Below are 13,965 nucleotides of genomic sequence, written 5' to 3'. Positions count from 1 at the left end.
GCGCCCCGCTGCCGGGGTTGTCCGTGCTCGACACCCCGGAAGTGTCCCACGTCGCATCGGCGACACTGCTGGATGTGAGTGCCGATCCCGGGAGGTCTCCGGTCCCGTTCGCCCCGGACGGGGTCCGCGTCGCCTTCTGCCCGGCTCCGCCGCTGCTGCTGCCGGCCGTGGAGGGGACGCCGGACGCGGCCACCGCGGCCCTGCGTGCCGCATGCGTCGACGCCGTGACCGCGGTGCTCGGGGCGGAGCCGGAGGTGGTCGTCGTGGTCGGGGCCGGACCCGCGGCGGGGCTGCGGTTCGGCGACGGCGACGCCGGTGACCTGCGCGGCTTCGGCGTGGACCTGGAGCTGCCGTTCAGCGGGCGGGTCCGCCCGGGCGGGCGCCGGGTGCCGCTGCCGCACCTGCTCGGCGCGTGGCTGCTGGACCAGGCCGGCCACGCCGGTGTGCGCGTCGGCGTCGGGCCCGACGACCTGCCCGGCCTGGTGCGGTCGCTGCCCGGCCGGGTCGGCGTGCTGGCGATGGGCGACGGCTCGGCGCGCCGCAGCGTCAAGGCGCCCGGCCACCTCGACCCGGCCGCCGAGCCCTTCGACGCCGCCGTCGCCGGCGCGCTCGGGCGCGGGGACGCCGCCGCCCTGGCCGCGCTCGACGCCGCCGAGGGCGAGCGGCTCCTGGCCGCCGGCGTCCCGGTGTGGCGAGCGGTCGGGCGGGCGCTCGCCGACCGCGCTGTCGTCGCCTCGCTGCGTGCCGCGACCGCCCCTCTCGGCGTCGGCTACCTCGTGGCCGACTGGGCGGTCCGGTGAGCGGACCGGTGAGCGGAGCGCCGCCGGTCGTCGCCGTCGTCGGCCCTACCGCGACGGGCAAGACCGCGCTCGCCGTGCGGCTGGCCCGCCGGCTCGGCGGGGAGGTGGTCAACGCCGACTCCATGCAGCTCTACCGCGGCATGGACATCGGCACCGCCAAGCCGGACGAGGCGGAGCGCGGCGGCGTCCCGCACCACCTGCTCGACCTCTGGCACGTGCGCGAACCCGCCTCGGTCGCCGAGTACCGGCAGCGGGCGCGCGCCGAGATCGACCGGCTGCGCGCCGCCGGCGTCGTCCCGCTGCTGGTCGGCGGCTCGGGACTGTACGTCCGGGCGGTGCTCGACGAGCTGGACTTCCCGGGCACCGACCCCGCCGTGCGCGCGCGGCTGGAGGCCGAGCTCGCCGAGCTCGGGCCGGCGGCGCTGCACGCGCGGCTGGCCGGGGTCGACCCGGCCGCCGCGGCCGCCGTGCTGCCCGGCAACGGACGGCGGATCGTGCGCGCGCTGGAGGTCGTCGAGATCACCGGCGGCCCGTTCCGGGCGACGATGCCCGAGCCGGTGCCGCACTACCCGGCCGTGGTGCTGGGCCTGGACCGCGAGCCCGCGGCGCTGGACGAGCGGGTCGCGCTGCGGGTGGACCGGATGTGGGCGGCCGGCTTCGTCGCGGAGGTCGAGGCGCTGGCCGCCGACGGGCTGCGCGAGGGGCCGACGGCGTCCCGCGCGCTGGGCTACGCGCAGGTGCTCGCCCAGTTCGACGGCACGCTGACCGCGGAGGAGGCGAAGGAGCGGACGGTCAACACCACCCGCCGGTTCGTCCGCCGGCAGCGCTCGTGGTTCCGCCGCGACGCGACCACCACCTGGCTCGACGCGGGCCGCCCCGACCTGCTCGACGCCGCGGCCGCCGTGATCGCCGACCGTACGATCGGCGCGTGACCGCCACCCCCCGCGTCCTGCTCGGGCACGGCACCGAGAACGACTTCGTGGTGCTGCCCGACCCCGACGGCACGGTCTGGACCGGCGAGCGCCTGGACGCCGCCACGGTGCGCCGGCTGTGCGACCGGCGCGCGGGTCTCGGCGGCGACGGCGTGCTGCGGCTGGTCCGCAGCGCGCACGTGCCCGACGCCCCCGCCGTCCTCGGGCCGGACCTGGACGCCTGCGAGTGGTTCATGGACCACCGCAACGCCGACGGCTCCTACGCCGAGATGTGCGGCAACGGCATCCGGCTGTTCCTCCACGCGCTCGTCGAGGAGGGGCTGCTCGACCGGGCCGCGTGCGCCGACGGCGTGCTCGTCGGCACCCGCGGCGGCCCGCGCCGGGTCGGGGCCGCCACCGGCGGCGGCTACTGGGTGGACATGGGGCCGGCCCGGGAGTTCGGGCGCGGGACGGCGGAGCTGGACGGCCGCACGTTCTCCGGGCTCGCCGTCTCCATGGGCAACCCGCACCTGGCGGCCCTCACCGAGGTCGACGTCGACACCCTCGACCTGACCGGGAGCCCGGTGTTCGACGCCGGGCTGTTCCCCGAGGGCGTGAACGTCGAGCTGGTCAACGTGCTGGAACCGGGCGCGCACATCCGGCTCCGGGTGGTCGAGCGCGGCGTGGGGGAGACCCGGTCCTGCGGCACCGGCGCGTGCGCGGCGGCCTACACCGCCCTGGCCGCCGCCGGCCGGACCGAGGGCACCGTCGTCGTGGACGTGCCCGGGGGTCGCCTGTCGGTGCAGATCGACCCCCGGACGACGGTGCTCACCGGGCCCGCGGTGCTGGTGGCGACCGGGTCGCTCACCGAGGAGTGGCTGGGGGCCTGATCCTCAGACGCGCTCGTCGTCGCCGTCGGGGGACTCCGGCATCATCGACTCGCCCTCGGTGCCCGGGCTGCCGGTCGGCTCGCCCGCGCCCGCTGTCCTGGTCCGGCCCGCCGCCCATCGGGTTGCGCGGCGGCCCGCCGATGCCCTTCGGGTCCCGGCCGGGATCGTCCAGCTCGCCGCCCGATCCGGCCCTGCCCGATCCGATGCTGCTCGATCCGCTTCCGCTCATCGGTTCCTCCTCGTGTGGGGCGATCTGGTCAGGACCGCCCTACCCGCGCACCGGGTCGGGATGCACCGGGGCGCTCGCGGTGTTGTGCACGGTGATGACAACTCAGGTGCTACCTGCCGACGACCGTGCCACGCTGGAGACGATGACCACCGCCCAGAACCGCGCCCTCCTCGACGACGCCCAGGCCCGGGTCGACAAGGCCGCCGGCCGCGTCGACGACCAGACCACCGGCTCCTACGACCTAGAGGCGCGAGGCGCGCTGCGCCGCGTCGCCGGGCTCGGCACAGAGCTCGCCGACGTCACCGAGGTCGAGTACCGGCAGCTGCGCCTCGAGCGCGTGGTGCTCGTCGGCGTGTGGACCGAGGGCACCCAGGCCGACGCCGACCGATCCCTCGCCGAGCTGGCCGCGCTCGCCGAGACCGCCGGTTCCGAGGTGCTCGAGGCCGTGAGCCAGCGCCGCGACAAGCCCGACGCCGCCACCTACGTCGGCTCGGGCAAGGCCGGCGAGATCCGCGACATCGTCGCCGCCACCGGTGCGGACACCGTCATCTGCGACGGTGAGCTCACCCCCGGCCAGCTCAACCAGCTGGAGAAGGTGCTCAAGGTCAAGGTCGTCGACCGGACCGCGCTGATCCTCGACATCTTCGCCCAGCACGCCACCAGCCGGGAGGGCAAGGCCCAGGTCGAGCTGGCGCAGATGCAGTACATGCTGCCGCGCCTGCGCGGCTGGGGTGAGTCGATGTCCCGCCAGGCCGGTGGTCGCGTCGCCGGCGGTGGCGGCATCGGTACCCGTGGCCCCGGTGAGACGAAGATCGAGACCGACCGGCGACGGATCCGCGCCCGGGTGAGCAAGCTGCGCCGGGAGATCGCCGGGATGGCCACCGCCCGCGCCACCCAGCGCAGCAGCCGCGACCGCAACGCCACCCCGAGCGTGGCGATCGCCGGCTACACGAACGCCGGCAAGTCCAGCCTGCTCAACCAGCTCACCGGCGCCGGCGTGCTGGTCGAGAACGCGCTGTTCGCCACCCTGGACCCGACCGTGCGCCGCGCCGAGGGGCCGGACGGCCGCGAGTACACGCTCACCGACACCGTCGGCTTCGTGCGGCACCTGCCCCACCAGCTCGTCGACGCCTTCCGGTCGACGCTGGAGGAGGTGGCCGCGGCCGATCTCCTGCTGCACGTGGTCGACGGCTCCGACCCGGACCCGCTCGGCCAGATCAACGCGGTGCACGTCGTCCTGCGGGAGATCGACGCCTCGGCGGTCCCGGAGGTCATCGTCGTCAACAAGGTCGACGCGATGGACGAGGAAGCGATCCTCACCCTGCGCCAGGCGCTGCCCGGTGCGGTCTGGGTCTCGGCCCGCACCGGCGCCGGCATGGACGGGCTGCGCGAGCTGATCGCGGCGCGCCTGCCCCACCCGGACGTCGACGTCGACGTGCTCGTGCCCTACGACCGGGGTGACCTCGTCGCCCGCGTCCACCGCGACGGCGAGGTGCTCGCCGAGGTGCACGAGGCCGGGGGCACCCGGCTCACCGCCCGCGTCGACGGGTCGCTGGCCGCGGCGCTCGAGGAGTTCGCCGCCCCGGTGGGGTGACACCCGTGCCCGGTCCGGCTCGTCCAGGTCACGACGAGGTCACGGCCCGGTACGGTGGGCCGGTGACGAGCGGCGTGGTGCGCGACGCCGGCCCCCGGGGCACCGACGCCCGGCTGCCGGTGGGCCGGCCCTCCTGGTGGCTGGTGCTCGTCGCGCTCGTGGTCGGCGGCCTGGTCACGCTGGACCTGCTCGCCTCCGGCGCCACCGAGCGGCTCGACGTCCGCGTCTCCGAGGTCGTGCGGGGCTGGGGCCTGGCCGACTCGGCGGCCTACCCGCTGGTCTGGGTCGTGACCCAGCTGGGCGGCCGGGTGACCATCCTGGTGGTGCTGGCCGGCCTGGTCGGTTACCTGGGCTGGACGCGGCGCACCCTGCTGCCCCTCGTCCGCGTGCTCGTCGCCCTGGCCCTGCTGACCGGGGTCGTCTACGCGCTGAAGTTCGGCACCGGGCGGACCGCGCCGGGCTACCCCGGCAGCTACTTCTTCCACGAGGACGGCGCCTCGTTCCCCTCCGGGCACGTCGCGAACGCGGTGCTCATGTGGGGTGTCGCCCGGTGGCAGGCGGTCGAGTACGGACTGCCGCTGCGCGTCCAGCACGTCTTCTGGTGGCTGAGCGTCGTCGGCCCCGTCCTGACCGGGCTGTCGATGATCTCGCTGGACTTCCACTGGGTCACCGACGCCGTCGTCGGTGCGGCCGTGGGGATCGTGCTGCTGGGCGTGGTTCACGCACTGGACGCCGTCGTCCTGTCACGCTGGGTCCGTGCCCGAGCAGGCCGGCCGACCGCCTAGCGGCGCTGGAGGACGACGAGCCACGCCGGCGGTCCGGCTCGGCGGGGCCGTCCTCCTCGGCGCCGCGCTGCTCCTGGTCGGTGCACCGGCCGCGGCGGGTGAGGAGGCCGGCGCGCCCGAGGTCCGCTGCACGATCACCGATCCGGCGCTGGACGAGATCTCCGGCCTGGTCGACCTGGGCGACCGGATGCTGGTCATGAACGACGGCGGGGACCAGCTCTCCGTGACGGTGCTCGACGCCGGCTGCCAGGTGTTGGAGACGCGGACCGCGGACGTGGACCCCTACGACCCCGAGGACCTCGGCATGAGCGCCGACGGCACCGTCTGGCTGGCCGACGCGGGGGACAACACCGCGATCCGGTCCACCGTCGCGCTGCTCTCGTTGCGGCCCGACGGCTCGGCGGGCGTGCACCGGCTCACCTACCCGGACCGCGCGCACGACTCGGAGGCGCTGCTGCTGGCCCCCGACGGCACCCCGTACCTGGTGACCAAGGACGTCCTGGGCTCCAGCGGGGTCTACCGGCCCACGGCACCGCTGTCGGAGCAGGCGACGGTGCCGATGGAGCGGGTCGCGACGGTGAACATGACGCTCACCGGGACGGCGGGCGGACCGGTCGGCCGCGCCGGCCAGCTGCTGATCACCGGGGGAGCGGTGGCCGCCGACGGGTCCGCCCTGGCACTGCGGACCTACACCGACGCCTACGTCTGGCCGCTGTCCGGGTCCGACGTGGCCGGCGCGCTCGCCGGCACGCCCGTGCGGGTGGCCCTGCCCGACTCGCCGCAGGGCGAGGCGATCAGCTTCACGGCGGACAGCCGGCGGCTCGTCGTGGCGAGCGAGGGTGTGCCCGGCGACGTCGTCGTCGTGCCGATCCCGGCGGGATCGGCCTCCGATGCTCCGGCGTCGTCGGACGGGCCGGTGCCCACCCTGAGCGAGCTCACCGGGTCGGGCCGGTCGACGGTCACCACCGCGCTCATCGCGGCTGCGGTGGCGACCGTCGTGGTCTGGCTCGGCGGCGCGCTGCGCCGGCGCGCCAAGCGCTGATCCGCGGGTCGCTCAGACCCGCCGCAGCACCGAGACGACCCGACCGAGGACCGTGGCGTCGTCGCCCGGGATGGGGTCGTAGGCCGGGTTGTGCGGGAGCAGCCAGACGTGGCCGTCGCGCCGCTTGTAGGTCTTGACCGTCGCCTCGCCGTCGATCATCGCGGCCACGATCTCGCCGTTCTCCGCGGTCGGCTGCTGGCGGACGACCACCCAGTCGCCGTCGCAGATCGCGGCCTCGACCATCGAGTCACCGGCGACCTTGAGCATGAACAGCGTGCCCTCGCCGACGAGCTCGCGGGGCAGCGGGAAGACGTCCTCCACGGCCTGCTCGGCGAGCACCGGGCCGCCGGCGGCGATCCGGCCGACCAGCGGCACGTAGGTCGGCGCCGACACCGGCTCGTCCGTGCCGGCCACCGGCTCCGCCAGCGGTGCCGTGGGGCGCGACGTGTCGCCGGGCAGCCGGACGTCCAGGGCGCGGGGGCGGTTCGGATCGCGCCGCAGCCAGCCCTTCTTCTGCAGGACCGAGAGCTGGTGGGCCACCGACGAGGCGGATGACAGGCCGACCGCCTCGCCGATCTCGCGGACCGAGGGTGGGTAGCCGCGCCGGTCGATCGAGTCGCGGATGACCTCGAGCACGCGGCGCTGGCGCTGGGTCAGCCCGTCACCGTCGGCGCCGCGGTCGGGGAAGGAGCGCACCGTGGCGGTGCCCTCGTCGGTGCCCGGCTCGGCCGTCGCGCTGCGCGTGCGCCGGCCCCCCGACGTCCCGCTGGTCTCCGCCACGTCTCCTCCTCGCGGGCTGCCGCTGCAGCCGTGCTGGTGTGCGTCGGGACGACCGTAGCGCCGATCGCTCTCGCTTTCAAACAGGTGTTCGAAGAAAGTCGCCGTGCCGGGGTCGCTTCTGTCGGACCCGTCCGGTAGACATCGCACAGACGTTCGATTCGAACAGCCGTTCGAAGGTCGCGGGCGGCCGTCGGGAGGAGTGGTCATGGGAAGCGTGGCGCAGGCAGTGGTGGAGTTCGACGAGGCCGTGCAGGCGCCGTGGCGCCCGCCGCTGGCCGGTGGTCCGGTCCGGCGCGGGCAGCTCCGCGCCGTCCCCGACCAGGCCGGCCCCCGGGTCGCGGTGCCCCCAGGTGCGGGTCGGTCGCCGGCCGGGCTCCCGGTGCACGGCCGGCGCCCCTCCGCGGCGCGGCCGGGTCGGCCGCTGCCCTCCGCGCCCGCCGCACGCAGGCCGGTGCCGGGTCGCGGGGTGGAGCGCCCGGCCGCCCCGGCGCTCCGGCTGACCCGTCGCGCCCGGCGGCTGGGTGTGGTGCTGGGCCTGGCGGTCGGGGTGGTCGTCGGCTCGTGGGTGGGCTCGGTCGTCTCCGACGACGGCGGGCTGCGCCTGGCGGGGGCGAGCAGTGTCGTCGTGCAGTCCGGGGACACGCTGTGGTCCATCGCCGCCTCGGTCGCCGGCAGCGGGGACGACGTGCGCGCGGTCGTCGCCGAGATCCGTGAGCTGAACGGGTTGGCGGACGCCTCGATCGCGCCCGGCCAGACGCTCGTCCTCCCGTGACCGCGGGCGCCCTGCCCACGGGCGGCGCGCCGGCCAGGGCAACACCTCGTCAAGCCGAGGCGGTCAGTTCGTCAATCCTCTGCCCGGGTGCCTTCACGGAGGGTGGTCGTCCGAGCGCTTACGGTCGTCGGGTGTCAGGTGCCATGGAGAGCCGCGCGGCCGTCTTCACCAGTTCCCCCCAGGCCGTCGAGGTCTTCCAGGCCGGCACGTGGTGGTCGGGCGAGCTGCTGGGCTGGCGGCACGACGCCTCCGGCGCCTGTCAGATGTGGGTCCGGGTCGTCGTCGGCGGCGTCGAGGAGACGGCGTGGATCGACCTCGCCGCGCTCCGCCTGCCGGACGCCGAGGCGGCCGCCGCGGCGCGGTCCGGCCGGATCGACCCGCAGGTCAAGCAGGTGCTCCCGCCCGATCAGGCGATCTCGGCGCTGCGCAGCCGCAGCCGGGTCACCGACACGGCCGCCACCGCCACCGCCGCCGCTGCCACCGCTGCGACCGCCGACACGACGGCCACTGCCGCGCTCCCGCTGATCCGCGACGAGGTCGCGCCCGCCCGTCGCACCGGCCGCCGCCGCGCGCCGGAGGGGCGCCCGCCGCCGCGGTCGCGGGCCCGGTCGCCGCGGGCCGGCACCGCGCCCCGGGCGAGGAGGGTCGCCACCGCGCGGCCGACACCGAGGTCTTCGCGGCGGTCTCCGACGCCACCGACCAGCTGCCCGCCGTGGCCGACGCCGTCGTCACCGGGACCGCCGTCACCGGGCCGGCCGCCGAGCCGCGCCGTGCCGCGCGCCCGCACACCGGCGCCGGCTGGGCGGTGCCCACCGCTCGCACGCCCCGCCCCGAGGAGTCCCTCGGCCGCGCCGAGGTCTGCACCGGCCGGATCGACGCGGAGCCCGATCTGCTCACCCGGCCGATGCGCCTCAGCGACCTGGCGCCGGGCGCCCGGCGTCCCCGGCTGAGCGGCTCCCGCTCCGCCTGACCGGTCCCTTCCCGGAGTTCCGGGCGGATCCACCGGCGCGTCGCCGTGGCGTGTCGTGTGACTGCTGGGAAGCCGTGTTCCCAGGGGTGACAGCCGGGTCAGGGCGGAACACGCCGACGATCCCCGCTCTTGCACATCTAGTGGGGCCAGGCTTAGGGTTCCACTAGATCTAGTAGTTACAGAGCTGTAAGCCTTGTCCACAGGCTGCTCCTCAGGTTCTCCCCGCGGCGTCCACCGGATGTCCCCAGGAGGGTCCACAGGGCGCCCGGACGAGGAGCCGCGAGGGAGGTGAACCGCGATGCGCTGCCCGTTCTGCCACAACCCCGACAGCCGGGTGATCGACTCGCGGGAGGCCGACGAGGGGGCCACGACCCGTCGTCGCCGGTCGTGCCCCCAGTGCAACCGCCGGTTCACCACCGTCGAGGAGGCGGTCCTCGCCGTCGTCAAGCGCAGCGGCGTCAGCGAGCCGTTCAACCGCGCCAAGGTGGTCGCCGGCGTCCGCCGGGCCTGCCAGGGCCGGCCGGTCGACGAGGACCAGCTGGCGCTGCTCGCCCAGCAGGTCGAGGACACCATCCGCGCCAGCGGCGCGGCGGAGGTGCCCAGCCACGAGGTCGGGCTGGCCATCCTGCGTCCCCTCCGGGAGCTGGACGAGGTCGCCTACCTCCGGTTCGCCAGCGTCTACCGCGCCTTCACCTCGGTGGCCGACTTCGAGAAGGAGATCGCCGAGCTCAAGGCCCGCACCACCGGGGGCCCCGAGCCGGCGGGCCCCTCCGGCAGCTCCTAGAACTGTCAGCACCTCCGGTTAGACATCACCCGAGCACCGCGATCGCGGCTCTTCCCCAGCCCTCCGATCTCTCACCGCGCGGCTCCGCAGCGCGCACCGAGCACCACACCGCGCACCACATCGACAGGGAGAGCTCCACACCATGACCGAGACCGACGACCGCTTGGCCGGCACCCGCGCGCGGCGCAGCACCAAGGCGCCCAGCCGCAAGGGCCTCAAGATCAAGCGCGTCTTCACCACCGCCGGTGTGCACCCCTACGACGAGGTGACGTGGGAGCGTCGCGACGTCGTCATGACCAACTGGCGCGACGGCTCGATCAACTTCGAGCAGCGCGGTGTCGAGTTCCCGGCCGAGTGGAGCATCAACGCCACCAACATCGTCACCACGAAGTACTTCCGCGGTGCCGTGGGCACGCCGCAGCGCGAGACCAGCCTGCGCCAGCTCATCGACCGGGTGGTGCTCACCTACGGTGCGGCCGGTCGCGAGCACGGCTACTTCGCCAGCGAGGGCGACGCCGAGATCTTCGAGCACGAGCTGACCTGGATGCTCATGCACCAGTACTTCAGCTTCAACTCGCCGGTGTGGTTCAACGTCGGCACGAGCTCCCCGCAGCAGGTCAGCGCCTGCTTCATCCTCGCCGTCGACGACGAGATGGACTCGATCCTCAACTGGTACCGCGAGGAGGGCCTGATCTTCAAGGGCGGCTCCGGTGCCGGCCTCAACCTCTCCCGCATCCGCTCCTCCAAGGAGCTGCTCTCCTCCGGCGGCACCGCGTCCGGCCCGGTCAGCTTCATGCGCGGTGCCGACGCCTCCGCCGGGACGATCAAGTCCGGTGGCGCCACCCGTCGCGCCGCCAAGATGGTCGTCCTCGACATCGACCACCCGGACATCGAGGAGTTCATCGAGACCAAGGCGCGCGAGGAGGACAAGATCCGCGCGCTGCGCGACGCCGGGTACGACATGGACCTCGGCGGCAAGGACATCACCAGCGTCCAGTACCAGAACGCCAACAACTCCGTCCGCGTCTCCGACGAGTTCATGCGCGCCGTCGAGGAGGGCACCGACTTCGGCCTGCGTGCCCGCATGGACGGCTCGGTCATCGAGACCGTCGACGCCAAGGAGCTGTTCCGCAAGGTCACCCAGGCCGCGTGGGAGTGCGCCGACCCGGGCATCCAGTACGACGACACGATCAACGACTGGCACACCAACCCCGAGACCGGTCGCATCAACGCGTCCAACCCATGCTCGGAGTACATGAGCCTGGACAACAGCTCGTGCAACCTGGCGTCGCTGAACCTCATGAAGTTCCTCAAGGACGACGGCACGTTCGACTCGAAGAACTTCGTCAAGGCCGTCGAGCTGGTCATCACCGCGATGGACATCTCGATCTGCTTCGCCGACTTCCCGACCGAGCCGATCGGCGAGACCACCCGCGCCTACCGCCAGCTGGGCATCGGCTACGCCAACCTGGGCGCGCTGCTCATGGCGACCGGCCACGCCTACGACTCCCGTGGTGGCCAGAGCCTGGCCGCGGCGATCACCTCGCTGATGACCGGCACCGCCTACCGCCGCTCGGCCGAGTTGGCCGGCATCGTCGGCGCCTACGACGGCTACGCCCGCAACGCCGACGCCCACGCCCGGGTCATGCGCAAGCACGCCGCGGCCAACGACGCCATCCGCCCGGTCGGCGCCGATGACGCCGACGTGCTGCGTGCCGCCACCCAGCAGTGGCAGGACTGCCTCGAGATCGGCGCGGACAACGGCTGGCGCAACGCGCAGGCCTCCGTGCTGGCCCCCACCGGGACCATCGGCTTCATGATGGACTGCGACACGACCGGCATCGAGCCGGACTTCTCGCTGGTCAAGTTCAAGAAGCTGGTCGGCGGCGGCTCGATGCAGATCGTCAACCAGACGGTCCCGCGGGCACTGCGCAGCCTGGGCTACCAGGAGGAGCAGGTCGAGGCGATCGTCGAGTACATCGCCGAGCACGGGCACGTCGTGGACGCGCCGTCGCTGCGCCCCGAGCACTACGAGGTCTTCGACTGCGCCATGGGCGAGCGGGCCATCTCCCCGATGGGCCACGTCCGCATGATGGCCGCGGTGCAGCCCTTCATCTCCGGCGCGATCAGCAAGACGGTCAACATGCCGGAGACGGCGACCGTCGAGGACGTCGAGAAGATCTACTTCGAGGGCTGGAAGCTCGGCCTCAAGGCGCTGGCGATCTACCGGGACAACTGCAAGGTCGGCCAGCCGCTGTCCGGTGGCAAGGGCAAGAACGACGGCACCAAGGACGAGGTCGTCGTCGAGGCCGCCGCCCCGACGGCGCTCTCGCACCCGGTCCGCAAGCGCCTGCCCAAGAAGCGGACGAGCGTCACCACCTCGTTCAGCGTCGCCGGCGCCGAGGGCTACATGACCGCCGGCATGTACGAGGACGGCAGCCTCGGTGAGGTGTTCCTGAAGCTCGGCAAGCAGGGTTCGACCCTGGCCGGTGTCATGGACGCCTTCTCGATCGGCATCTCGCTGGCGCTGCAGCACGGTGTGCCGCTGGAGACCTACATCCAGAAGTTCACCAACATGCGCTTCGAGCCGGCCGGCATGACCGACGACCCGGACATCCGGATCGCCCAGATTCGGTGATGGACTACATCTTCCGCCGCCTGGCGCTGGACCACCTGCCCGTCGAGAAGCGGGCCGGCCTCGGCATCTTCACCGCCGAGGAGCGGGCCGCCCAGGTCGCCGGCTCCTACGGCTCGTCGGCCAGCACGCCGGCCGTCACCGAGGAGGAGGTCGACCTGGAGGAGCTGCGCGGCTCCGCGCCGATCGAGACCGCCAAGGTGGAGGAGAAGGTGACCCCCGCCGGTCCGAAGTCGGTCAAGGAGGCGCACTCCTCGGCCGAACTGCTCGAGCTGGTCACCGGCACCGCCACCGACGCGCCGCTGTGCATGACCTGCGGTACGAAGATGCGACCGGCCGGTAGCTGCTACGTCTGCGAGGGCTGCGGCTCCACCAGCGGCTGCAGCTGATGTGAACGGCCAGGAAATGTCCGCGCTGGCGCGGTCAGCAATGTCCGGAGTTCGGTCAGCATTGTCCCGGGTTCGGTCAGCGAGACATTTCCGCGGCTAGCTCGACCCCGTCCAGCGGCCCGGTCCCTTCTCAAGGGGCCGGGCCGCTGGCCGCTTCTGAGGCAGAAGGGGAGAACGCCGGTGAGGTGTTCCCCGGGCATAGGCGTCGAGGACAACGGCTTGTAGGGCGCCGGTGGCTACAAAGACTCCCCGGTATGCGGTTACGGGGTTGGCGGCGCCCTCGGGTGGGTCAGGCGTGGTCGGGTTCGCGCTCCCACGCGTCGGCGTGACGCTTGGACTCGTAGGCCTCAAGGTCCTCCTGGGTCGCCGCGCGGAGGTCGACGACAGTGTCCAGGCCGGCGTCGAGGAGCTGCTCCCGGCCGGTCAGCCGGAGGCCGCAGACGGGGCAGGTAAAGGCGTCGGCGCGGAGGATCACGGTGGAGATGACCCCGCTGACGAACGAGTCACCGTCTTCGACGTCCCAGTCGGCCTCGAAGTCGAGGTCGTCGGTGCCGGTGAGGACGCCGTGCTGGCTGCAGGCGGGGCAGGTGACGGCGAGCTTGGTGTCGTCGGCGACGGTGGCGGGGCGGACGTCGAGGGCGATGAGCTGGGCGTCGCGGTCCGGCTTGTCGAGTCCGCTGAAGCGCCGGGTGAAGGCGTCTCGGGCCTGCGACAACCGGAGCTGGACGAGCTGATGAACCTTCGTCGCGTGCTCATCGAGCAGTGCCCGGGCGGGTGCAGACCAGTCGCCGAAGAACATGTCGTGGGGTCGGTTGATCTTGTCCAGGATCTCCACGGCGCCGCGCACGGCGAGTTCGGCGACCGTGTCGGCGGCGGTGCCGGCGGCCCCGATGTGCGCGACGCCGTCGCGTGCCTGCAGCAGCAGTTCGAACCGGTCCGCGTGCTTCTTGCCGGCCCCTGGCGCGCCGGCTGCCTCCATCTCGCCAAAGCGCTCGAGGGCACCGCGTAGGCCGATCGTCTTGAGTACGTGCCCGGGCTTGACACGCTGGCCCTGACCGGCGAGGCGGAGGAGCGTCGGGAAGTCGAAGTTCCTTTCGAGCACCAGCGTCGGATGGAGTCCGACGAGGTAGGCCTTCGCCAGGTGCTCGAGCATCACGCCGAACTGCAGGGCCGCGTCGTCCTGGTCGTCGTTGGCCCGCGCGCGGAACGCCCGCACGGCGTGGCGCTGCGCGGAGGCGTAGAGGTCGTCGGCGTTGACGGGCGGCGCGGCGCTGGGCCACCAGGTCGCCGATAGCCGTCCCCTGACCATCTCCACGAAGGATGTCCGGGGGGCCTTCTGCAGGCGGCCTCTCCTGGGTGGTTCGGGGTGGGCTGCGGCGTCGTG

At 73.6% G+C, this 13,965-nt stretch carries 14 protein-coding genes; 11 read left to right on the top strand and 3 right to left on the bottom strand.

The window, feature by feature from the left end; translation table 11 throughout:
• The first annotated feature begins 74 nt into the window (after nucleotides 1–74).
• From JKP75_RS13375 to JKP75_RS13350, 6 genes are all read left to right on the top strand, one after another.
• Nucleotides 75–800: a hypothetical protein gene (locus tag JKP75_RS13375; RefSeq protein ID WP_200490773.1), complete on the top strand. Its 726-nt coding sequence runs from the start codon at nucleotides 75–77 to the stop codon at nucleotides 798–800.
• Nucleotides 801–808: 8 nt separating this feature from the next.
• Nucleotides 809–1,732 (top strand): tRNA (adenosine(37)-N6)-dimethylallyltransferase MiaA, encoded by a 924-nt coding sequence (gene miaA / locus JKP75_RS13370; protein ID WP_200490774.1) that lies wholly within the window; start codon nucleotides 809–811, stop codon nucleotides 1,730–1,732.
• Complete coding sequence (gene dapF / locus JKP75_RS13365) at nucleotides 1,729–2,601, top strand: diaminopimelate epimerase (RefSeq protein WP_200490775.1); 873 nt, start codon at nucleotides 1,729–1,731, stop codon at nucleotides 2,599–2,601. Before miaA ends, dapF begins: the two co-directional genes overlap by 4 nt.
• A gap of 371 nt (nucleotides 2,602–2,972) precedes the next feature.
• Nucleotides 2,973–4,424 (top strand): GTPase HflX, encoded by a 1,452-nt coding sequence (gene hflX / locus JKP75_RS13360; protein WP_200490777.1) that lies wholly within the window; start codon nucleotides 2,973–2,975, stop codon nucleotides 4,422–4,424.
• Nucleotides 4,425–4,486: 62 nt separating this feature from the next.
• On the top strand, nucleotides 4,487–5,209 hold the full coding sequence (locus tag JKP75_RS13355; RefSeq protein WP_309229818.1) for a phosphatase PAP2 family protein: 723 nt from the start codon (nucleotides 4,487–4,489) through the stop codon (nucleotides 5,207–5,209).
• Nucleotides 5,181–6,251, top strand: coding sequence for a hypothetical protein (locus JKP75_RS13350; protein WP_200490778.1), 1,071 nt, complete (start codon nucleotides 5,181–5,183; stop codon nucleotides 6,249–6,251). The genes JKP75_RS13355 and JKP75_RS13350 overlap by 29 nt, the downstream gene beginning before the upstream one ends.
• A 12-nt stretch (nucleotides 6,252–6,263) precedes the next feature.
• Here the strand turns inward: JKP75_RS13350 and lexA are convergent, their stop codons facing one another.
• Complete coding sequence (gene lexA / locus JKP75_RS13345; protein WP_200490779.1) at nucleotides 6,264–7,031, bottom strand: transcriptional repressor LexA; 768 nt, start codon at nucleotides 7,029–7,031, stop codon at nucleotides 6,264–6,266.
• 205 nt (nucleotides 7,032–7,236) lie between these two features.
• Here lexA and JKP75_RS21455 point away from each other — a divergent pair, with 205 nt between their 5' ends.
• A complete protein-coding gene (locus tag JKP75_RS21455; protein ID WP_242471262.1) occupies nucleotides 7,237–7,803 on the top strand; it encodes a LysM peptidoglycan-binding domain-containing protein in 567 nt (188 codons plus the stop codon).
• A gap of 406 nt (nucleotides 7,804–8,209) precedes the next feature.
• On the opposite strand, the gene JKP75_RS13335 is transcribed toward JKP75_RS21455, so the two are convergent.
• Nucleotides 8,210–8,455 (bottom strand): hypothetical protein, encoded by a 246-nt coding sequence (locus JKP75_RS13335; RefSeq protein ID WP_200490780.1) that lies wholly within the window; start codon nucleotides 8,453–8,455, stop codon nucleotides 8,210–8,212.
• Between the two features lie 60 nt (nucleotides 8,456–8,515).
• On the opposite strand from JKP75_RS13335, the gene JKP75_RS13330 reads away from it, so the two are divergent.
• The 4 genes from JKP75_RS13330 (at nucleotide 8,516) to JKP75_RS21450 (ending at nucleotide 12,581) form a co-directional block, all read left to right on the top strand.
• Nucleotides 8,516–8,773, top strand: a complete 258-nt coding sequence (locus JKP75_RS13330) for a hypothetical protein (protein ID WP_200490781.1) — start codon at nucleotides 8,516–8,518, stop codon at nucleotides 8,771–8,773.
• 298 nt (nucleotides 8,774–9,071) lie between these two features.
• Nucleotides 9,072–9,557 (top strand): transcriptional regulator NrdR, encoded by a 486-nt coding sequence (gene nrdR / locus JKP75_RS13325; protein WP_200490782.1) that lies wholly within the window; start codon nucleotides 9,072–9,074, stop codon nucleotides 9,555–9,557.
• Nucleotides 9,558–9,699: 142 nt separating this feature from the next.
• Entirely contained in the window at nucleotides 9,700–12,195 is a 2,496-nt protein-coding gene (locus tag JKP75_RS13320; protein WP_242473322.1) for a vitamin B12-dependent ribonucleotide reductase, read from the top strand.
• Complete coding sequence (locus JKP75_RS21450) at nucleotides 12,195–12,581, top strand: hypothetical protein (protein ID WP_242473321.1); 387 nt, start codon at nucleotides 12,195–12,197, stop codon at nucleotides 12,579–12,581. Before JKP75_RS13320 ends, JKP75_RS21450 begins: the two co-directional genes overlap by 1 nt.
• 289 nt (nucleotides 12,582–12,870) lie before the next feature.
• Here JKP75_RS21450 and JKP75_RS13315 read toward each other — a convergent pair whose 3' ends face one another.
• On the bottom strand, nucleotides 12,871–13,890 hold the full coding sequence (locus JKP75_RS13315) for a hypothetical protein (protein ID WP_200493163.1): 1,020 nt from the start codon (nucleotides 13,888–13,890) through the stop codon (nucleotides 12,871–12,873).
• Nucleotides 13,891–13,965 lie beyond the last annotated feature (75 nt).

The organism is Blastococcus sp. TML/M2B, from assembly GCF_016612865.1.
Classification (GTDB): domain Bacteria; phylum Actinomycetota; class Actinomycetes; order Mycobacteriales; family Geodermatophilaceae; genus Blastococcus.
The sequence above is the reverse complement of the archived record's forward strand: the minus strand, read 5'-3'. Positions and strand labels throughout refer to the sequence as shown.

What these genes read in the sequence shown, in the direction of transcription:
- JKP75_RS13315 (WP_200493163.1), bottom strand. Translation starts at nt 13,890, where the DNA reads ATGGTCAGGGGACGGCTATCGGCGACCTGGTGGCCCAGCGCCGCGCCG.
- JKP75_RS21455 (WP_242471262.1), top strand. Translation starts at nt 7,237, where the DNA reads ATGGGAAGCGTGGCGCAGGCAGTGGTGGAGTTCGACGAGGCCGTGCAG.
- JKP75_RS21450 (WP_242473321.1), top strand. Translation starts at nt 12,195, where the DNA reads ATGGACTACATCTTCCGCCGCCTGGCGCTGGACCACCTGCCCGTCGAG.
- JKP75_RS13320 (WP_242473322.1), top strand. Translation starts at nt 9,700, where the DNA reads ATGACCGAGACCGACGACCGCTTGGCCGGCACCCGCGCGCGGCGCAGC.
- hflX (WP_200490777.1), top strand. Translation starts at nt 2,973, where the DNA reads ATGACCACCGCCCAGAACCGCGCCCTCCTCGACGACGCCCAGGCCCGG.
- nrdR (WP_200490782.1), top strand. Translation starts at nt 9,072, where the DNA reads ATGCGCTGCCCGTTCTGCCACAACCCCGACAGCCGGGTGATCGACTCG.